Raw genomic sequence first — 18,706 nt, 5'->3', positions numbered from 1 at the left:
GGGCGCGTTGAGCTTGGATGCATACCCGTGGCGATAGTGTCCAAAGGCTCCGTCGTGGTTAATACTTGCCAAGCATTGACGCATCCTGAACGCTTCGACGAACGCGTCAATCGCCACCCTTCCGCCGCAACTTGGGATAAAGACTCGTCCCGTTGCTGACGGGTTGCGGGGCCAACGTCACAACGTCATCGCCGCTGCGCAGCAGACTGCGTTCGTCCGACTCGCTCACTTAAGGACTGGCTTAAGCGATCTACGGCTATTTCTTCGACTAATGCGAAGGCACGCACGACTCCGTTGATGTGCGCGTATGCGGTTTTTCGCTGCTCGTCGCGGCTTGGCCCGGGACCGTGGATTCCGCGGAAGGCGCCCGCACCGTTTGCTAGCTTTTCTGCAGCTATCCGTACCGGGCTAACCAGCTGCTCGTCGCTGGTGAGCAGGCGCACTTTTCTCGCGTTCTGCGATATGAGCTGGGCATGGACTCCCGTTTCACGCCCGGAGTCCGAGTTCGCCCACTCGGCGAGACTGTCCCGGGACCACCCTTCGCCGGCGGACATGATGACCATGATTTGCATCAAGCTCGCCCACTGATTGGCGGAGTGAACCAGGTCCGCAATCAAAGTACGGATCTCTTGATACCTTTCCGCCTCGCGTGCAGCTTGCGCGTCGGCTTCCGTTCCGCTCAATAGTCGATCCTGCAGCATGTCGAGGTCAGCGCGAGATGCGCGCTCCGTCGCGCCGGGCTGACGAACAAAAACTGTTCCTTCGTCCGTTTGCTGACCTCTCGGGGACTGGTAGCTCCTATGGAGAAGTGCAATGCGGTCGCCGGGGCGAGGAGGTTCAACTGTGATGACCAGAATATTCGAGTCTTCCACAGCCACGCTTCGAGCATCCCAGAGCGGGAAGCCGTGACCCGTAAAACGCCGCAAAGCGTTCAGCAGTTCCGCGCTATCGGGGACCAGCTGTTCTCGAAGACGTCCCGGTTCGACCCCAACTAGGACGTAGCCGACCCCCTCAAACGTCGCTCCCGCGACGTCCACCGGGCGATTGGCGAGGCCGAGGATGGCACGTGCTATGGCGAAGGAGGCATGCGCCGTAGTCAAGTCGGGGTACCCCGACTTCCACTCAAGAGCTCGATTCTCGTCCTCAGGTGCCGCCCGTTCGACGGCCCGTATCAGCGTTTCGAGTTGATCCTGAGTTCGCAGCGCACGCGAAGTATCGATTTCGATGGTCACTCAGCCATCGTGTCAGTAACTGCGCTGATTATGCGGGAGAAGATGAACGCGTCATCGTCTTCGGCATTGGTGTCAGCAGCAAAGGACTCGCGCGACGATACCCACGCGTCGTTTTCGGTTCGTTACTCCCCGCACGCAACCCCGCGCGACGAGCGCGCTCACAACCACGCCCAGGCGGGGCGGCGCCGCAATTGTCCGCGCGCACTCTTAGTAGGCGCGGGGAGATCGGATTCGTCCATACCCACGGGCATGGAACAGAAAAGTCCCGCTAGCCGAAGTAGGAGGGCCGATTGAGCCTCGGTGAAACTTAGATCAAAACCATGCGCGAAACGGTTCCGTAGATTCATTCCCGGGGAGAGGAGCGCCAACCGCAGTGCCCTACCCCAATCCGGGTCCAAGCCCCGGTTTGACAGAGCTTCGAGATAGAAATCCATCGTGGGAAACTTCCCCGGCGAATTCCCCCGCTGGGTCCGATAGAGGGGTTCATCCAAGCGTAGAAGCAAGCCTCGCGCGCCAGCTTCGATCAGTGGGATCGCAAGTCGCGCAGAATCGGAAAACTTGCCAGCCCAATGAAGAGCTAGCGACTCGGCGAAGTGCTCGGCAAGGGTCGGGTCGGACGAAAAGCTGGCCGCCATCCAGTCAGCGACGTGCCGCGTCGACGGCGGCTCGAAGCGGTCGCGCACGTACTCAAGTTCATGGGCGAGAAGAATGCCAGAGAAGTTCAATCTGAACGACTCGTTTCGCACGACCTCCTCGTCTAGGAAGTTGCCGTCGGATCGCTCCGGAAGACCATGTGTACCGTAGGTGGTCCGCGAGACGAGCGCTCGTATCGACCCGACGGCGGCGCGCTCCGCCGACCTCACGTTCGCCTCATGATCTCCGGATGGGGAGCCGCTTGCGAGAAATACCATCAGCGCATATTCCCAGTTGCGTGCGCGGCGGTATCTCCGGAGGTGCGCCCTAAAAGCATTTTTGGATAACGGAGCGTCTATAACGGCGGACTGCCAGCCCATGGAGTCGTGGTCGATGGACTGCATCATCACGATCGCAGTTCCTTTGAGGTCGCGTAGACCGTAGGACCCAGCGAGGTCTGCTGCCGATTGAGCGTGATGCATTTTTCGCATCCCGTTGTCTTCTGCTTCGGCCAATCCTAGGTATTGGTTCACCTGCCAACGTTGTGCAATTTCAAGGGCGGAAGCGTCGACCGCTAGTCGTGCCAGAGTGTCAAAAACCTCATCGACGAGCGTGAAATACGAGTTTCCGAGAGCGAATAGGCGGCGCTCCAGATCGCCGCGCTCGCCTTCAGAGAACGCTCCGCCACGCGGAGGTACGGAAAGCGCGGCAAGGAGAGTCAAGGCAGGGCCCACCTTGTCTGGATCGACGGCAAATGTCCCGCTGAGTCGAATCATGGTGTCTCTCACCGCAAGCTCCTCAGCCATCGCTCGCGAGCGCGCGATACTGTTCGCGCGTCCTAGTGACAACGCGACATGTTCAGAAGAGACGTGCCCGTCAGCAGCAACCGAAAGGTAGGAATTGACCGTGGCCACAGCATGATCGGGTGACGAGTCCGTTCGCGAGGTCAGCAACACGTCGGCCAGATGGGCTGCGACAATCGGATTCTGGAGGCTTCCGTTCACCTCGATCCACAACGCCCATGCGGCCGGCGGCGTTTCAGACATTGGGCGCGTGGCCGTTAATAAATGTTGAGACTCTTCGAGGGTCACCACGCCTGCGCTGCCGTACTCTTCTTGGAGCTCGTATGCAAAGAGGAAATCCACTTCGGCTCGTAGAGCGTCATCGAGAGTTTGGTAACCAGGGTCGAGCCACAGACGCTGCCATACCTTCACCAAATCTTCTTCGGATGCGGCAAGCCTGTCGAGCAATGCCGTCACCAGCGCCGGATGTGAAGGTTCGAACTCGTACGCCATGATGACCTTTTCCGCCGACATAAGCGTTGTTTGTTGACATCGGCCTGCGCGGTTCCTGTCGAGATCTACCGCCACTGCGGATGTCGATCACGTTGCAATGATTGGATTCCGAGAATAGAGCAATCACCCCATTCCTCAGCGTGCGCAGAGATTTACGGGCGATCCTGCCGCAGATTCACCGCGATCGGTCGATTACTGATGTAGCGCTAGTTCAGTAGCGGTTCCATGCTTAGCGCGGTAACCCGCGGAAGTCAGCACCGCCTCGCCCACGGCTAGTTGTAGTGGACAAATTCATCGACACGGCTGCGTGGAGCCGACGAAACTATGAGATGCATAATTCCGTGACGAGCTAAGTCGTGGAGAACGACTGTGGACGGGTGATTCCACTTCTTCGGCGGATCGGCAGCTGAAATCGCTGTTACGTCCGGCCCAAGTGCCTCCCAGAGCGCTGGGACCCGATTCCGTGCCGACCCGTGGTGCGGCGTGGTTACCGTCTTGACATACAGGAAGTATTGGTCGAACACATCGAGGAAATCTTGTAAACGATCTCCCGTCAACTCAGCATCTCCCGTGCCAAGCCAACCGATTCGGCCTGATCTCTCGGTCGGTCGTATTCGCCGACCACCATAGTGAATCTGGTGCCTGCCATTCATTTCCTCCACTGGCCCCGCGTATAGCGACAGTGTCGTGGCATTCACGCTAGGTGACGCATCCCGGTATGCGGCTCGCAACTTCGTCCCTTGTGTCTTGAGCAGCGATGCTACGTATAGCGGATCGTGAATTCGTTCCTCTAGTCGCCTTTCTGAAATCTTCATTCCTGCGGCTAGGGCTTTTATGAAGTCCTTTCGTAGTCCTGTTATCTCAGCGGCGACGTGAGGCACGAGGACCCAAGGGTACCCGGATGTCCACGCCGCTTGTACGCGGATCTGCGATCCGGACTGGATCACTGGGCGCCCACTCTGGTCATCGCCAGCAGGCCCGACTACGCGCCAGGCAGGGAGTCCGTCGCTGGCCACATCAATCGGAGCATCGTCGAAGTTGCTGAAGTTCTCATCGCCTCGCGGCACCACTTCGATAACCTGAACATCGCCGAAGGCGGACGCAATTGCCCGTCGCGGATTCGCGATGAAGGCGTCGTAGAAGGCACTTGTGACGCCGCCTTCCTCTACCGCGGCGCACCAGGAAACGAGTCGCTCTATCGCTGTAATTTGGGGCATCATAATTGCGCGCGGCTTGAGGCCCTTTCCTGATAGAAAGAGCCCTTCAAAGCCGTTTATATGGTCGGAATCCGCGTGCGATATAAAGGCAACATCAACCGCGCCTCCAACGCCCCAGTCTCTGATGACGCTGCCTATTTCGCGGTCCCGGGCATCGTGGTGACTTCTGTACTCTCCGCAGTCGTAGAGCCAGCGGAACCAGGGTGAAGAGCCACCGTGCAACCCGAGTTCCGCTGTGTGAAAGAAGCCCTGCCCAACGGGGTGCTGCGTACGACGGAGACTGATCATCCCTCGAATCTAGCGAATAACGGCTGCTACGGCTTCACTCATCACACAGCTGACGGGAGTCGCGTCTACAGGCTCCGACGACGGATTCGAACTTCCCTCGCCAGACTTTTGTGTATTACTATAAACACGGACTACGGATTCCTTCTGAGCGGAAAGGCCTACCTGTGTCGCGCCTGCACTCATCTACTCTCGTCGTATGTCTAGGCCATTTCGTTCCCTACCAAAAGAGCTCGCACCAGGATGGCCGGACGTGAAATCAGAGGATCCAGTAGGCGAAGTCGCTAGGCAGCTCGCTATTAATCTGCGGGCGGCCATCGGCGAGATGCCCCTGCGGGATGCCGCCAATCTGACGGGAATCGACCACTCGACCATTTACGCGATCCTGCAGGGCAATAGCTGGCCCGACATCTCCACCCTTGCGAAACTGGAGCGGGGCTTGGACTGCGATTTATGGCCGGGTAGATCTATATAGCTGTTTGCAATCTGTATCCGATCCGACCGTGCGCGCTCTTCGGAGTTGATGTAGAACTCCAACGTATCCGCGACATCGTGAACCATTAGGCGGCCTGGGTCATTAACTGTGACCGCATCCCAAGGCCACGTCAGCATGGCTATAAACGCCAGGACGCCTATCGTCATTGCATGACGACTCCGTACGACATCGTGCACCAGGTGAAGATGCAGCGGCATGCGGCAGATCAAAATGAAACCTTGGTCGATATGCTCGGACTGCTCAAGTATCAAACGGAAGCCGCCAGACGCTCACAGCGCTCCGCGTGATGGGTGTCCACCGGCTCGCTAGTAATCGCAGGTGGGTCTCTGGCCTGCGCGATCAACTCCACCGCCGTTCGGTGAGTTGGTAGTCCTCCCCCGCATCGGGCGGCGTTGAAGAGATCTCTGTCCGAATCGAATGGAGCACAATAGCGATGGAACACTACTCGACAGCCGATCTGGAGAACCTAAGGCGGACCGGTGTGGGCATCGAGATAGCGGACTGGATGTTTGGAGATCGCCCCGACCGAGCCCGTCACTTCGCTGGTTGGGACCTACATGACGAAACGAAGCCGTGGAGGGTCCGTAACGTTGAGAGTGTCCGCGGGGATAGACCACACCTTGTCAAGGTCAGTCGACTCGGAACGGCTCTCGACCCATCGAATAGGGCTGCGTATCTAAGACTTCTGAAACTTGAGCGGTTCGATCATCTCTTTGACGATAAGAATTTCTGGCAGGTAGCTGTAGCGCAACACGAGCAGTTGGCAAATCAGTATCCGGACAACCTCGCGGCCCTGCTCACTAGCTACCGCACTCTGATAGCTGCGGCTCCACATGCATCGGATCTGCCGGACCTCGCAGCCACAATAATGGGCGAGTGGCTCGCCGGCGGCGGGATCCCGAACGCCTCCATGCATCTGGTTGAGATAAGCGACCAGCTGGGGAACCGCTATGGAATGCCTCGCGCGCTGCTACATCACACGAAACCAAGTCCGACGGTGATGGGAACGGCATTTGCGTCCTCGCTGGAACTTATCGAAGACATTGTTATGGGCCTCAGCGCATATCTTGAGCCTTTAGTTACCAGCCTCTCCCCGAGCACCTGGGGGTCACTAGCAGTACGGGCCGGCGGAGTGGTCTTGCTTGCATTCGGTGCTCCCGTAAACAGTCGAGGGCCCTTAGTAGTCGACATCCTCTCTATGTCAGGGCGCCGAGTCCGGCTCGATGACATAGGCCAAGAAGCGCCAATCCCGCCACAGGCATTTCGTGATGCGATCGCATGGTGGACTAGCCGGCTGGATTTAGTTTTCTCCCAAATCACGGAGCCGTCGAACTACGAAGTCGAAGGGCTCTACAACGCGCCATCCGCGTTGGAACGCTCGCTCAACTTCGAACAAATCTGTCGTAGTTGCCAAGTCATCGCCACAACCGACGACGAACATTCGCGCCGACTTGCGCTGTTTCATGTCCTCGACTCGTTGGGCGGACTTCAGCGGAGCCTTGATTGGTCAAAGCTCACCAGCTTGCATGAGAACCGCAAACTCGTCGACGACCTACGCTCTCAGATGCCACACAGTGTTCAGCTGGTGCTCATGCCGCGCGCTGAAGCGGCAGTGGAGGCGCTTGAGCAAGTGCAGGACGGCTTTTTCTTGCCATCACGACGAACCGCCACCGGCTTCATTCGACCAGACAAGCACAACGTAGAAACCGAGGTTCCAATAGCCACAGCTGCGAGTGAATGGCTGCGCGTGATTCGAAACAGCCAGCATGGTTACGACAAGACTCCTACCTCGCACGACCGCGCACTGCTAGCCGCGCACACGGGCCACATTCCGGGCCGACTTCCGGACTTGGCCTGGCTGAATCTGCTCAGGATCTTGACCTTCCCGGAGATCCTGAAGCGCCACCCGAGGTGAAGACCGCCCGGCCGGGGCCGAGGCGCTCCACTGTCCTGGCGCGTTCCTGTCAGCGGCGTTACACGCTCGGATGCACCGGACGTCTAAAAGTATTCCTCGCGGGACGTCGTCGGCGCCGCTACGTTGAGTCGATGGAATGCGAGCGAAACGTCAGCGACCTTGGTGTCTATGGAGCCGAAGATTTCGAAGAGCTCGACAACATCCTCGACACAATCGTTCGAGCCAGAGAAGCCGATGTGGCTGCCGAAGCGGAGACGACCGGCCGCAGGTAGGCCCGGCGTCCTGTCAGCCAGCTGTCGAGCAACTTGCGACCGCCGTCACTTCCGACCGGGCCCTGCTCTGCCCGAGCGACGATATTTGCTTCGTCGGCCACGACGACGTTACCGCCGGCCGTCGAATTGTCGCGCGTCAGCAGTTTCTGGAAGATTGCGCATCGGTTGTGAGGGCGGGCCCAGTGGAGCCGCCGGTCGCGGTCAGTTATACACATCGACAGAGACCTTCCGGAACTGGGTTTCCCAGAGCACCATAAGTCGTTGGCATTGTCGAATGCCACGTGGGGCCCGCGATATGGCTGCTCGGACGAACGATTGATCTCTTTCGAACGCGGCCCCGACCGCCGTGGTAGTCGCGCGGGCGAGTTTCAGCAAGACTCAGCGCATGGATTTCACCCGTTCCGGACTCACCGCCGCCGGTTTCGCAGGCTTCGTGCCCTTCTCCAGCCTTCCCATGGCCGATGTCCCGACTGGTCCCGGTGTCTACGTCGTTCTCCGTGCCGTCGGCAGCGCCCCCGAGTTTCTGGCCGTCAGCGGCGCCGGCTGGTTCAAGGACAAAGACCCTTCTATGTCCATCGCGGACCTCGACTCCGCATGGGTCGAGGGCGCCCAGGTCGTATACATCGGGAAGGCTGGCGCGGGCGTTCGCGGCAACCGGGGACTTCGCAAGAGGCTCACGGAGTATCACCGGCACGGTGCCGGGGAAAAGGTCGGGCATTGGGGCGGCCGGTACATCTGGCAGCTCGCAGACCAGGCCGAGACGCTCGTCGCGTGGCAGGAGACACCGGACGACGATCCTGAGGACGCCGAAACCGCTCTTATCGATGAGTTCGTTTCTTTCTATGGAACGCGTCCGTTTGCGAATCGCAAGCTCGGTCGAGCTCGCATTTGAGGCGTCGAAGCCCACCTATACGGAATCAGGTCCCGGGTTCGGAGATAATTGTCGTATGGAGCCGTGGCGCGAGTACCAGGAGGAAGCGGCCGCCTATTTCCGTTCCGTCGGGCTAGACGCCGGAACAGATGTTTCGGTTCAGGGTGTGCGAGCAAAACACGACATTGACGTAGTCGTTCAATTCGACCGAGCTGGCATGGGCCACACTTGGTTGGTGGAGTGTAAGAAGCGGGGGCGACGCGTGGAAATGACCGACGTGTTGGCTTTCCGTTCGATAGTTCAAGACGTCGGCGCTGACCGCGGCATATTCCTTGCTGAGAACGGATTCCAGTCCGGAGCGTATAACGCCTCCGAGTTCGCCAACGTCACCGTCACGTCTCTCGCCGAGCTCAGAGCAGCCTCGCCGGACGAGATTTTCACGGTTGAGGTCGAACACCTCCAAACGAGGGTGGACCACGCTTTCGACCTGATAAAGGCGAACACCCGACATATCGGGCGCGGGGGTTCGATATTTCGTCAGGTACCAGGGTGGAAGGGCGGGACAACAAGCGTGATGGGGCATCTCAGCCTTTTGGCGTCGGGAATAAGGTCCGTACGACGCGGCATGCTGCCAGCCGCGTATGGCTTCGCGAACGACGCGAATAGTTTCCTTACGGCTGCATCGCGCAGCGAATTCCTTGTAGGGGCGCATGTCACGATGCAGAAAATTGAGAATGCGCTAGCCGTCTGGGAAGGCGAAGACTGGGAACCGCAGAGCGTCAACCGTGGAGCGTCCCGGACCTAACGCGTATCCACATCACCGCCATCCAGCGTCCGCTAACAGCCGCCCCGCGCACCTTGACTGGCGTTCCTTCGCGTCCGCCGCCTTGCACTACACCGGCCCATCCGGAGCCGTCCACGCCACCGTCAGGCCATTCACGCGCACCGCGGCCTCACCGCGGCGGTAGCGGACTCGTGCGGCAACGGGATCGCCCGCGGCACCCCCGGTCATCGTTCGAAGTCGAGTTCGAGCTACTCCTCTTGAACGGGTTAGGCGTGGGCCCATCTGCCATGAGAGGTTCAAGATCATCTCGTGCATCCGCCGGTCGCAGTGGTGGGCTTACCGCTGGTTGAGGCAAATCTGCATCCAATGAATCGCGGCGTTCGGGCACGCGGGACAGTCGGGACTACCGGCCTCACGGCTGTCGCAAGAGCGATCGTCCGTGTTGTAGCCGTTTAGGTCACGGGCGACTAGAAGGCCTCCATCGTGCAACTGACTTCTCAGTCGTCACGGTGCAGCGCGGGCTTCGAGTGGAGTGCCCTCGCAATAGGCTGATGACATGGTCGGCGATGCATTGTTCACGGATTTCAAGCGCCGATACCGGCCACTGTCCACAGAATTAGCGCAGAGCGTGTCTCAGATATTTAGGGACATCGATACGGCCGAAACTCCGGACGACCTTGCCGCATTCGAAAATCCTCACCTTGAGGCGACCATCTCTGCGTATCGCCGCCCGGAGCCGTCGATCGGACAGTTGCGGCGGGCCGACAGCCGGCTCGACGGCTACAGACGGACGGACGAACCCGGTGTTCGAGTCCCCACGTTGAAGCAATGGGTGGCGTTGGAGGTGTTCGGAGACGAGCGGCTTCTCGATTTTTGGCCCGACAGAGCCCAGCACCTCACTCCTCTGGATGTTAAATCTGACGGCACGATTATGGATGCTTCGAGCACTTGGGGTTCTGACTTCAATGACGCGGCGGACGGTGGATGGCCCGAATGGGTTGTCGGGAATCCGGGACCCGGCTTCGGTGCCGACGGAAGCGAAAAGCACCTCTACACGCATGTCTTCCTGTCCGAAGAGGACGAAAAGGAAGCCCTATTCGGCAAACTCGACATCCAAGGAGTGTTCCTAAACAAGCAGCGGGCGCTCGAACCGTTCGTCGCCGCCATAGCGGAGCAGACCGTAGCTTTTTACGAGAAGCAGCTCCCGGAAAGCATCGCCGATGCCGTCGGGCGGCGGCGCGCGAGATTGGCGGCGCGAGCAGCAGTGACTAGGCAGTTGAGCTTCCCTGGAGGATGGAAGATCGATTCCTTACGTCTAGAGTCTTCCGCCAGCGCGGACTCCGCACCTAAACCCGCTAAGGCTGCAGCAAGCCCTACGGTCACGCTCCCGTCACGGGTTAAATTGGATCCAGCCTCCTTCAACGACGTTCAACGCACAATCCGAGTGTGGGCGGATTCCGTGGAGCGTTACCCGAGGACGTTCGCCGGGTTGAACGAGGATCGCCTCAGTGATCTGCTCGCGGCCACTCTCAACGCGACCCTCCCGGACGCGCAGCGCGAGGTGTTCACACGAAAGGGGAAGTCCGACATCTTCATCAAGGCGGACGTTCTCTCTTCCGGATCGGGGCCCGCCACCGTATTTATCTGCGAGTCGAAGTGGGCTCGTTCCAAAAAGCTTGTGCAAGAAGCTCTCAACCCGCAGCTGTTCGGCTACATGAATACCCATGACACCGCGGCTGTTCTAATGCTCTTGTTGCCTCAGAGCGACAAGGTCGCATCAGTCCACACGCAACTTGAAAGACTGCGCGAAGTGGAGGGATATTCGGGCGAAGTGGAAGGGGCCGTCGAAGGGTGGCCAATACTGAAGTACAAAAACGAAGAACGTGCCGTATCCATCTGCGTAGCCCTCATCCACCTTCCCGAGGGGAAGGCGGAGGGAGCCCCGGTCGACAGGTACGGCCATGTCATCGAGAGTTAAAAAAGTTCGTACACTCCATTTGCCTTACGCAGCCTCCGCACGGATGAGCGGCGGTTCGGTGCGGCATTAAGCCGTGAATTGCGGTCGCCGCGCGCGCGCGCTAGTGCCGCAGGGTCTCGTTCGCGATCTTGTTGAAGATATGTCGCCCAGACAATCCGCCGTGAGAGTTCCGGCTCAGCGGGATCGATAATGGGATATTTCGGCTCAGACCGGGAGGGGGACCCGAATGTCCGCCCGCCGCTTCATCATCCCGCAGTGCCGAGCCTCCCGCCGCAGGCCCAGGTCAGGATGCCGTGGCGATCGGCGTTACCGAGTCCGCGCCTACGGATCGACACTAAATACCTTCTGTATGTCTACAGATGGTTTGCGCAGCACCCCGACCTACCCCTAGGCAATAAGTTTCTGAGCTTCCGACGCTAGAAGATCAGCGCGCTCGACTAAGAACAGGTCCCAATTGTCTGTAAAAAGCGAATCTGGCAACAGCGCTGCTTCTGAAATCGCCCCAATGTCGGTGGGCATCAACGATCGATAGTCGCTAGGGGCCTTCGCCAGAATCGTGCGGTTGTCGACCCTGCTTATGAAGGCGATGTTCGCCAGGGCACTAATGCGTTTTGTGTCGGAGTCAGTTCCAGAGTTGATTAGATACTTCTGAGGAAAGCAGTGATGGTACTCGCGGCGATTCGGTTCGCTCAGAACCTTGCCCAAGTCAACAAAGGTGCCACTCAGGAACGTCCGCGGCTTACGCCCCGCGAGCATCAGTATGAGGCACTTCGATGCGACGTTCGATTGACGGAACGCATGATCGAGGAAGAATGCTGGGGGAACGTCAACTCTTATCGCGTCGAGGGAGTTCGCGTCGCCCTTCCGGAGTTTGATCGCTTCCTCGACGTCGCTACGCACATTCCGAAGTGGATTCCCGCTGTATCGATGCGAGAATGACGTCCGCCAAATCCATCGCAATAGAACCCGGCGATCGGAGTCAGGGGTGGTCTGATTCTGTCGTGTTGAGAAGTAGGCGGTCAGTGGGACGAGGAGGGCCGAATAGGGAAGGAACTTCAGGTGGCGTATGTGGAGTTGGTTCCGTACAAAGTCGATTGCGAGCCGGAGCGCTTTCACAACCTCTTCGAATCTGGCGCGGACTTCGGCTCCATTCACGTCGATAAGCGCGGATGGTGCCGGGTCGCCGACTAAGACAGCAGCTGCGCAACGAAGCATCAAGTCGTTGTCCGCTCCGACATCTTCAAACCCGAAGTCGCTGAACTCGTCTGCGAGAGCTTCGAACTGCTCTTGTAAATCGAAGTCGTCGCTCCATGTCCACGCCGTCAGGAGTTGGAACATGTCGAGTTCGACGCCAAGCCTGTTGACCCGTTCGAAAACAATTGCCACGCTCGTGCGATCCTCGCTCTCAAATGTCTGAACCGGAATCGCCGCCGCTACGAAACGCTGCTGCACTGTGACGATCTGCTCAAAGCGAGCTTCTGGGAGTTGTTGCGCGGCCCGAGAAAAATTCACCGGATGGAAGAATGTCTTCAGCGGAAAGTGACGATCTGAGTCGACCGCATCAGAGGCGAGGGCCACGAATCGAGGGTCTTGAACGTCGTCAGTGGCGTCGAAGTCGTAGTAGATCGGAAGCCATACCTCAGGGTCTTCGCCGTCCCCTGCGATTCCATTCTGGAATGTCGCGAAGAGAGACGTTATGCGCTGCTGTCCATCTAGAACGTAGTCAATTGGGTAGTCCTTTTCAGGCGCCGGAAGGCCGAACCCACCCAAGTTCTTCTCAGTCTTGAGCATGTTTCCCGTGCGCCACAGCAATATTGAACCGAATGGATAGCCCTTGTAGATGCTGTCCATAAGGAGGGCTGCTTGTTGCGGTTGCCAAACGAACTTTCTTTGGAAGCCCGGAATTCGCATCTCTCCAGAACGGATTCGCGACATGACTTTTTCTATGTTGATTGGGTCGCTCATAGGGCGACCTTATCGATAAAATCGACAATGATGAGGAATAACCGTGAACTTATTGTCGAAGCTCTCCGTCGTCGCCCTCGCTAGCGACACTCGGCGTCGACGTCGACACCCAGACACCTAAATCGTCACCCGCATGACTTGTCGACAGCGGCACGCATCGCATCGCGGTTTTTCGCCGTCTCCTCGTCGGTCGCCGGCCAGTCGCGGAGAGCCGCGTGGACGGAACCGTCAGCGGCCACGGTTTCTACTGGTCTGCGGAGCGAACGGCCGGCCGCCCGCGCGGCTTTGCGCCAAGCATCGGTGGGTACCGTCAGGTCATCGATAAAGGCAGACGCAGACCCGGTTGACGACAGCTCTACCTTCAGATCGTCGATGAGGGCATGGGGCTCGGCGGTGTGATGTCGACGATGTCACGCATGGTCGAAGGGTATCCGAGGTGGCCCCGCCCGCGTGCGAGCAGACTTGCACACTTTTCGCGACCAACCATGTGCGGGTCTGCACGTGGTTGGCCTTGAACGCTCACTCGGCCGCCGAAGCTCCTGCTTCGGCGGTACGCGCAGCCCTCTTCTCTCGCACCCCCTTCGCGATTTGCCGCCACCAGTCAACGGTGAGTTCGTCCTCGTGGCCGACCGCAAGCCGTATACCGCGCGACAGCCAACGTCGAACCCCCTCGAAGACGCCTCCGACGAATGCGCCCAGCCCGATGCCGAGCAGAACGAGCTGGGCGACGAAAAGCGAAACCGCACTATGTTCACTGTCGGGCTCTATTGCCGGCAGCACCCCAGAGAGTACGAGCCACATGATTGCGATACCGTAGCCACCGATTCCGATCGCGACGCTCATCGATCCGGGTCGCTTCAATCGCGCGGCTGATTTCATATACATGACGGCATTCGCACGCGCTTCAGCGTCGAGGTCCGCCAACATCGCTTCGTGCGCCGCCGTCGCGGATTCTCGCGCGGACGTTCCGACATAGGGGCCTCTGGCAGCGAGCACATCTTTCATTTCCAACAAGTTCTTGAACCGCTCGTTATATCTGCGAGACCGCAGGTCGGCGAAATCTCTCCAGAAGATCAGGACGGCCACTGCGACCCCAGTGAGCCCCACGATTGCGGTGATTGTCTCGCCCATTCCCCAACTCTTCCGGATTCGTGCACGGCGTATAGGCATGCGGGTGCCTCATAGTCTGAGCCTCGCATGCGCAGCGTGGTGTTCGCATCCGCCACTATGGGGGCATGACACTCTTGAACAGCCTCGCCTCCGACGGACCTGGAGGCTGCCGCATTGTTATCCGCAGGGCCCTCGACGTCGAAGTCGGCGACTGGTCCGACGAGTACGAATCTGGAGTCGTGGAGACCACGCTGCACGGAAGCGGCACGTCGGTAACGGTGATGTTCGCCGACGGTCAATCGCACGTGTGGGAGGACGGCGATGAGCACGAGGTCTTCCGTTGTTGATCAAGTCGAAACTCTTGGGTCGGCTGCCCGCGATCGGTTTCGAGTCCGCGCTCGGGGTGTGTCCGATACCTGACATTTCGACTTCTGGCGAGACGCTCCTGACGTGACACCGTCGGCACCTAGCGGGTTCGGTCAGCGGACGAGGCGCTCGCGAATCACCCACGCAGGGCCGCAGTCGCGAACGAGACGATCCGGGGCTCGCCCCCAGAACCAAGCCTCAAACCTCTGCCATTCTCCAGGTCGATCGGATGTCAACGGCGCCGTCCGCCCTCGGGGCTCCCGTTCGACGAAGGTCACGGCCATGTCGGCCTGCTCCAGGGTCGCGACGTATTCGAACAGGCGGCGGTCTTCAGACCGTGGTGCCCAGCGGACGATGCGGTAACGGGTGCCGCTCGGGGCGGCCGGAAGGAACCGTACGACTGCGGCCGGTCGTCGCGGGTCGTCGCGGACGACGATCCACTCACAGTCAGAGATGGCCACCAGCGGCCAAGGCGGATTCCAACGAACGATTTCCAAGGTTGCTCCTCACAAGGCGAGCAGCCGGCCACTGCGAATAGGAACACTGTAGGACGAACGGACGACGTAGGCCAGAGGAGGTGGAATCGATCTCGGGTGCGGCCATCAGACTATGCGTCGGACCTTGCAGTCGGGGCAGTACCAGTAGGGACGCTCGTCTGACCCTGCAGGCCATAAGGGCGTCAAACACACGGGGCAGTTGGGGGTGCTGGCCGAAAGCGCGTCTTCCATTCTCCGAACAATGGCAGAACTGATACGCAGCCGCGAAAGTTGTCCACAGCCCCGCTCGCGTTGGGCGCCGGCGCCCGAAGGCCCCCGGTCGCGTTCCCGATCCTTCGACGGCCGCCCGCAGCAGGCAGGGCCCCCGTCTCGACGACGGCGCTACTCCGCGTACTGCGCCTCGCCAAGCCCGAACGACCAGTTCTCTTTCGGCACCTCGACGAGATTTATGAACACGTCCTCGGTGCGGAGGCCGACTTTCTCACTGAGCCCCACGGCGATCGCACGGTACAGGGCTTTTTTCACTTCGACCGTCCGTCCGGCGTTGAAGACGATCTGAATGATCAACGCGGCGCCCGACCGGTCTACGAAGTAGTGCGGGTCCATGACGAGGCCGGCGGCGCCGTGTTCGGTCACAACGAAGAATTTGTCGTTCTCCGGGGCGTGGGCGACGTCGACGAGAGCGCGGTAGACGACCTCGACCACCGAATCCTTGTAGCCGGCCGGGGTTCCTGCTGGTAAGTCGATCCGAACCAGTGGCATGTCATGTCCTTCTCATCTCGGGCGGTTGCGAGCGCCGGTTCGGGAGCTCCGGACAGCACGGGCAACCTGTTCGCTTACATCTCGATGTGCGTTGCGGAGTCCAGCTCGCCCTCGGCGTCCGAGTCCAGCGCGTCGATCGCCGTCATGTCGGATTTGGAGAGCTCGAAGTCGAAGATGTCCGCGTTTTGCTTCTGCCGCTCCGGGTTCCCGGAGTGCGGGATCGGGACGATGTCTCGCTCGACCAACCAGCGCAGAGCAACCTGGCCCGTGCTGACCTTCAGCCGATCGGCGATCGTGGTCAGCGTCGGGGACTGCAAGACGCCCGAGTTGCGCTCCAAGGGGCTCCACGCGACGACGACAGTCGAACTGCGCTGAATGTCGGCGACCAGCGCTTTGCGTCCGATGGTGGGCGATACCTGGATCTGGTCAACCGCCGGTTCGATTCCGGTCGCGTCGACGATCTTCTTCAGATGTTCCTGTTTGAAGTTCGACACTCCGACGGATCGGATCAGTCCTTCGTCCGCAAGTTCCAGCAGTTCGGCGTACGCCTCGACGTAGAGGTCGACTGACGGGTTCGGCCAGTGGATGAGATACAGGTCGACGTAGTCGAGGCCGAGCTTGTCGAGAGAAGTCAGGAGCGCCTCGCGCGCCCGTCCACCGCCTTGGCTCTGCCCTCGCAGTTTGGTCGTGACGAACAGCTCTTCACGCGCCAATCCGCTGTTCTTGAGCCCGAGGCCCACCCCGTCTTCGTTGTGGTACGCGGCTGCAGTGTCGATCGAGCGATAGCCGGCGTCTATTGCCGAAACGACTGCCGAAGCACAGTCGTCGCCGCGAAGCGGCCACGTCCCGAAGCCGGTCCGGGGCATGGAGAAGCCGGTGTTGAGAAGGACGGTCGGTGCGAGGTTGGCTGCCATGGGGAAACGGTACCAGACTGACTTGCGTTTTGTAAGCCAGCCAACCTCACGCCGGTCATACCGGTACTGGACCGTCTCCGTCGTGGGCTACGGCCATTGCTACAGGCGTTGTGCCGACCGCAGGGCGGCTCCGACGCGGTGCCACTAACAAAACCACGATCCCGATGAGCAGGCTGAGAACGGCCGAGAACATCAAGCCGTGCGATACGCCCTCGTTCAGCCGCCCGACGATCACTTCCGAAGCGTTGGCAGGCTGCCCGAGATGGGCGATTCCCACCAGCGCCGCGAGCCCGACCGGGGCGCCTATCTGCTGCGCCGTCGAGGCGATGCCGGAGACAATGCCGGCGTTCTCTTTCGACGCTCCGGTCGACGCCGTTATCCAGAGGCCAGTGAATGTCATTCCCTGGCCGATCCCGGTGACGATCACGCCGGGGAGCAGCTCGGCGAAATAGTTGCCGCCGGTGGACAGGGACAGGGACAGGTACACCAGACCGACGAGACCTGTGGCGATTCCGATGAGCAGTGTCGTGCGCGCTCCGACCCGGGTAACGAGCCGGCCGCCCACCTGCGCACCGACGACGATGCACAGTGACAGCGGGAGGGTACCGAGGCCGGCCTGCGCGGGGTCGAAGTGGCGAACCTGCTGCATCCAGATGTTCAGTAGATAGAACTGCGCCCCGAACATGGCCATGAACGCGAATGCGACGACGACCCCGGTGATCAGTCCCCGTTGGCGGAAGAGGGCGAACGGCAGCATCGGGTTCGCGACGCGCTTTTCGACTGCGATGAATATCAGAGCCGCTAGCGCCGATCCGGCGAAGGTGACGACGTTGGCCAGCGAACCCCAGTCGCCGTCCAGTGCGCGGATCAGTCCGAATACGAGCAGGAGCGCGGTGACGGTCGCCGCCAACGCCCCGCCGACATCGAACCGTTTCCACAGGTCGGCCGCGGTGGACACGACAGGGGCGTCGCGGTTGAGCAGCACGGGCGCGAGTACCGCGGCGCCCGCCGCCAACGGCACGTTGATGAAGAACACCCATTCCCAGCCGAGCAGCGACGTCACGAGTCCACCGGCAACCACGCCGACAGCGCCTCCTGCCGCGCCAGCACTGCTCCAGACTCCGATGGCCCTGTTTCGCGCCGCGCCCTCGGCAAATGTCGTGTTCACCAGCGACAGGGTCGCGGGGAACAGCAAAGCACCGCCGAGGCCCTGGATCGCCCGGGCAGCGACGAGTACGCCGCCGGTCGGAGCCAGCCCGCCGATGAGGCTGGCTACTGCGTAGAGGATCAGGCCGAGGATGAACATCCGGCGGCGTCCGAGCAGGTCGGAGGCCCTGCTTCCGAGCAGGATGAACCCGCCGATGGTGAGCGTGTAGGCGGACACCACCCACTGCAGGTTTTCCGGGCTGAACGACAACGCTGCGCCGATGCTCGGGAGTGCGGTGAACACGATCCCGAAATCCAGCCCGATTACCAGCTGGGCGAATGCCAGCAGCGCGAGGGCGCCGTTATCTTGTCGTTTCGTCCGGCCGGTCACGACATTCTCCCCGCGACCCGCACCGAGTAAAACAGGTCCCGCTGAGGAGCGGGCATCATGCGGAGACCGTTTCGGCATCAGCACCGTCCGCCGGTCCCAGCAACTTCGCCTCCAGAGTGATCTCGCAGTTCATGATCCGCGAGATCGTGCAACCGTCGGCTGCGCGCTGGGCGCGGTCGGCGAAGGTTGCTGCGTCGATTCCCGGCACCCGCGCCTCCACCGTGATGTGCGAACCGTAGATAGTGGGCAATCCGGCATCGCTGATTCCGAAATCGACCGCTACCGAAGTGGATATGTCCTCGGCCTGCAATCCGACCATGTCGAAGTTGTTGGCGAGGGCCTGGTTGAAGCACGAAGCATGGGCTGCCGCCAGCAGCTCCTCGGGGCTGGCGCCGCTTTCCTCGACGAAACGTGTCTCGTAGCTGTAGGCGAGTCCTTGCACCGCAGGGGTGTCGGTCGAGATCGTGCCGTTTCCGGTCTTCCACGATCCCTGCCAGGACGACTTTCCGATTGCCTTCATTTGTGCTCCCCTTTTGTCGTTGGCGGACCCCGGACAGGAGACCGCAGGTGACAAGGT

16 protein-coding genes are annotated in these 18,706 nt (G+C 60.3%); 7 read left to right on the top strand and 9 right to left on the bottom strand.

The genetic code is table 11. The features are described from left to right. Positions 1 to 185 precede the first annotated feature (185 nt). The 3 genes from IEV96_RS01100 to IEV96_RS01090 form a co-directional block, all read right to left on the bottom strand. Positions 186 to 1,232, bottom strand: coding sequence for a hypothetical protein (locus IEV96_RS01100; protein ID WP_188508872.1), 1,047 nt, complete (start codon positions 1,230 to 1,232; stop codon positions 186 to 188). Positions 1,233 to 1,390: 158 nt separating this feature from the next. After that, positions 1,391 to 3,160, bottom strand: coding sequence for a DUF4209 domain-containing protein (locus tag IEV96_RS01095; protein ID WP_188508871.1), 1,770 nt, complete (start codon positions 3,158 to 3,160; stop codon positions 1,391 to 1,393). A 272-nt stretch (positions 3,161 to 3,432) separates the two neighbouring features. Beyond that, positions 3,433 to 4,665, bottom strand: a complete 1,233-nt coding sequence (locus IEV96_RS01090) for a ComEC/Rec2 family competence protein (protein WP_188508870.1) — start codon at positions 4,663 to 4,665, stop codon at positions 3,433 to 3,435. 196 nt (positions 4,666 to 4,861) lie between these two features. Here IEV96_RS01090 and IEV96_RS16825 point away from each other — a divergent pair, with 196 nt between their 5' ends. The 6 genes from IEV96_RS16825 (at position 4,862) to IEV96_RS01060 (ending at position 10,978) form a co-directional block, all read left to right on the top strand. Further along, on the top strand, positions 4,862 to 5,137 hold the full coding sequence (locus tag IEV96_RS16825; protein WP_373282399.1) for a helix-turn-helix domain-containing protein: 276 nt from the start codon (positions 4,862 to 4,864) through the stop codon (positions 5,135 to 5,137). A 170-nt stretch (positions 5,138 to 5,307) separates the two neighbouring features. Continuing rightward, positions 5,308 to 5,445, top strand: a complete 138-nt coding sequence (locus IEV96_RS01080) for a hypothetical protein (protein WP_188508868.1) — start codon at positions 5,308 to 5,310, stop codon at positions 5,443 to 5,445. Positions 5,446 to 5,591: 146 nt separating this feature from the next. Then, positions 5,592 to 7,073 carry a hypothetical protein gene (locus IEV96_RS01075; protein ID WP_188508867.1) on the top strand — a complete coding sequence of 494 codons (1,482 nt, stop codon included), beginning with the start codon at positions 5,592 to 5,594 and terminating at the stop codon, positions 7,071 to 7,073. A 657-nt stretch (positions 7,074 to 7,730) separates the two neighbouring features. Further along, positions 7,731 to 8,237 carry a hypothetical protein gene (locus tag IEV96_RS01070; RefSeq protein WP_188508866.1) on the top strand — a complete coding sequence of 169 codons (507 nt, stop codon included), beginning with the start codon at positions 7,731 to 7,733 and terminating at the stop codon, positions 8,235 to 8,237. A 55-nt stretch (positions 8,238 to 8,292) separates the two neighbouring features. Continuing rightward, on the top strand, positions 8,293 to 9,021 hold the full coding sequence (locus IEV96_RS01065) for a restriction endonuclease (RefSeq protein WP_188508865.1): 729 nt from the start codon (positions 8,293 to 8,295) through the stop codon (positions 9,019 to 9,021). Positions 9,022 to 9,556: 535 nt separating this feature from the next. Beyond that, entirely contained in the window at positions 9,557 to 10,978 is a 1,422-nt protein-coding gene (locus tag IEV96_RS01060; protein ID WP_188508864.1) for a hypothetical protein, read from the top strand. A gap of 387 nt (positions 10,979 to 11,365) precedes the next feature. Here the strand turns inward: IEV96_RS01060 and IEV96_RS01055 are convergent, their stop codons facing one another. Both IEV96_RS01055 and IEV96_RS01050 read right to left on the bottom strand, forming a co-directional pair. Further along, positions 11,366 to 12,943 (bottom strand): DUF262 domain-containing protein, encoded by a 1,578-nt coding sequence (locus IEV96_RS01055; protein WP_188508863.1) that lies wholly within the window; start codon positions 12,941 to 12,943, stop codon positions 11,366 to 11,368. A gap of 519 nt (positions 12,944 to 13,462) precedes the next feature. Beyond that, a complete protein-coding gene (locus tag IEV96_RS01050) occupies positions 13,463 to 14,074 on the bottom strand; it encodes a hypothetical protein (protein WP_188508862.1) in 612 nt (203 codons plus the stop codon). A gap of 104 nt (positions 14,075 to 14,178) precedes the next feature. Here IEV96_RS01050 and IEV96_RS01045 point away from each other — a divergent pair, with 104 nt between their 5' ends. Continuing rightward, on the top strand, positions 14,179 to 14,400 hold the full coding sequence (locus IEV96_RS01045) for a hypothetical protein (protein ID WP_188508861.1): 222 nt from the start codon (positions 14,179 to 14,181) through the stop codon (positions 14,398 to 14,400). A gap of 897 nt (positions 14,401 to 15,297) precedes the next feature. Here IEV96_RS01045 and IEV96_RS01040 read toward each other — a convergent pair. The 4 genes from IEV96_RS01040 to IEV96_RS01025 all read right to left on the bottom strand — a co-directional run bounded on the left by IEV96_RS01040 (position 15,298) and on the right by IEV96_RS01025 (position 18,649). After that, positions 15,298 to 15,678, bottom strand: coding sequence for a tautomerase family protein (locus IEV96_RS01040; protein ID WP_188508860.1), 381 nt, complete (start codon positions 15,676 to 15,678; stop codon positions 15,298 to 15,300). A gap of 74 nt (positions 15,679 to 15,752) precedes the next feature. Next, a complete protein-coding gene (locus IEV96_RS01035; protein WP_188508859.1) occupies positions 15,753 to 16,592 on the bottom strand; it encodes an aldo/keto reductase in 840 nt (279 codons plus the stop codon). Positions 16,593 to 16,647: 55 nt separating this feature from the next. Further along, complete coding sequence (locus tag IEV96_RS01030; protein WP_229733331.1) at positions 16,648 to 18,207, bottom strand: MFS transporter; 1,560 nt, start codon at positions 18,205 to 18,207, stop codon at positions 16,648 to 16,650. Next, positions 18,185 to 18,649 (bottom strand): OsmC family peroxiredoxin, encoded by a 465-nt coding sequence (locus tag IEV96_RS01025; protein ID WP_188508857.1) that lies wholly within the window; start codon positions 18,647 to 18,649, stop codon positions 18,185 to 18,187. Before IEV96_RS01025 ends, IEV96_RS01030 begins: the two co-directional genes overlap by 23 nt. Between the last annotated feature and the right edge of the window lie 57 nt (positions 18,650 to 18,706).

Origin of the sequence: Conyzicola nivalis (genome assembly GCF_014639655.1) — a bacterium.
Taxonomy (GTDB): domain Bacteria; phylum Actinomycetota; class Actinomycetes; order Actinomycetales; family Microbacteriaceae; genus Conyzicola; species Conyzicola nivalis.
The sequence above is the reverse complement of the archived record's forward strand: the minus strand, read 5'-3'. Positions and strand labels throughout refer to the sequence as shown.

Bases quoted from the DNA above. Each gene is read 5' to 3' on its own strand.
- IEV96_RS16825 (WP_373282399.1), top strand. From the start codon at position 4,862: ATGTCTAGGCCATTTCGTTCCCTACCAAAAGAGCTCGCACCAGGATGG.
- IEV96_RS01070 (WP_188508866.1), top strand. From the start codon at position 7,731: ATGGATTTCACCCGTTCCGGACTCACCGCCGCCGGTTTCGCAGGCTTC.
- IEV96_RS01040 (WP_188508860.1), bottom strand. From the start codon at position 15,678: ATGCCACTGGTTCGGATCGACTTACCAGCAGGAACCCCGGCCGGCTAC.
- IEV96_RS01075 (WP_188508867.1), top strand. From the start codon at position 5,592: ATGGAACACTACTCGACAGCCGATCTGGAGAACCTAAGGCGGACCGGT.
- IEV96_RS01030 (WP_229733331.1), bottom strand. From the start codon at position 18,207: ATGCCGAAACGGTCTCCGCATGATGCCCGCTCCTCAGCGGGACCTGTT.
- IEV96_RS01065 (WP_188508865.1), top strand. From the start codon at position 8,293: ATGGAGCCGTGGCGCGAGTACCAGGAGGAAGCGGCCGCCTATTTCCGT.
- IEV96_RS01080 (WP_188508868.1), top strand. From the start codon at position 5,308: ATGACGACTCCGTACGACATCGTGCACCAGGTGAAGATGCAGCGGCAT.
- IEV96_RS01025 (WP_188508857.1), bottom strand. From the start codon at position 18,649: ATGAAGGCAATCGGAAAGTCGTCCTGGCAGGGATCGTGGAAGACCGGA.
- IEV96_RS01035 (WP_188508859.1), bottom strand. From the start codon at position 16,592: ATGGCAGCCAACCTCGCACCGACCGTCCTTCTCAACACCGGCTTCTCC.
- IEV96_RS01045 (WP_188508861.1), top strand. From the start codon at position 14,179: ATGACACTCTTGAACAGCCTCGCCTCCGACGGACCTGGAGGCTGCCGC.
- IEV96_RS01060 (WP_188508864.1), top strand. From the start codon at position 9,557: ATGGTCGGCGATGCATTGTTCACGGATTTCAAGCGCCGATACCGGCCA.
- IEV96_RS01095 (WP_188508871.1), bottom strand. From the start codon at position 3,160: ATGGCGTACGAGTTCGAACCTTCACATCCGGCGCTGGTGACGGCATTG.
- IEV96_RS01055 (WP_188508863.1), bottom strand. From the start codon at position 12,943: ATGAGCGACCCAATCAACATAGAAAAAGTCATGTCGCGAATCCGTTCT.
- IEV96_RS01050 (WP_188508862.1), bottom strand. From the start codon at position 14,074: ATGGGCGAGACAATCACCGCAATCGTGGGGCTCACTGGGGTCGCAGTG.
- IEV96_RS01090 (WP_188508870.1), bottom strand. From the start codon at position 4,665: ATGATCAGTCTCCGTCGTACGCAGCACCCCGTTGGGCAGGGCTTCTTT.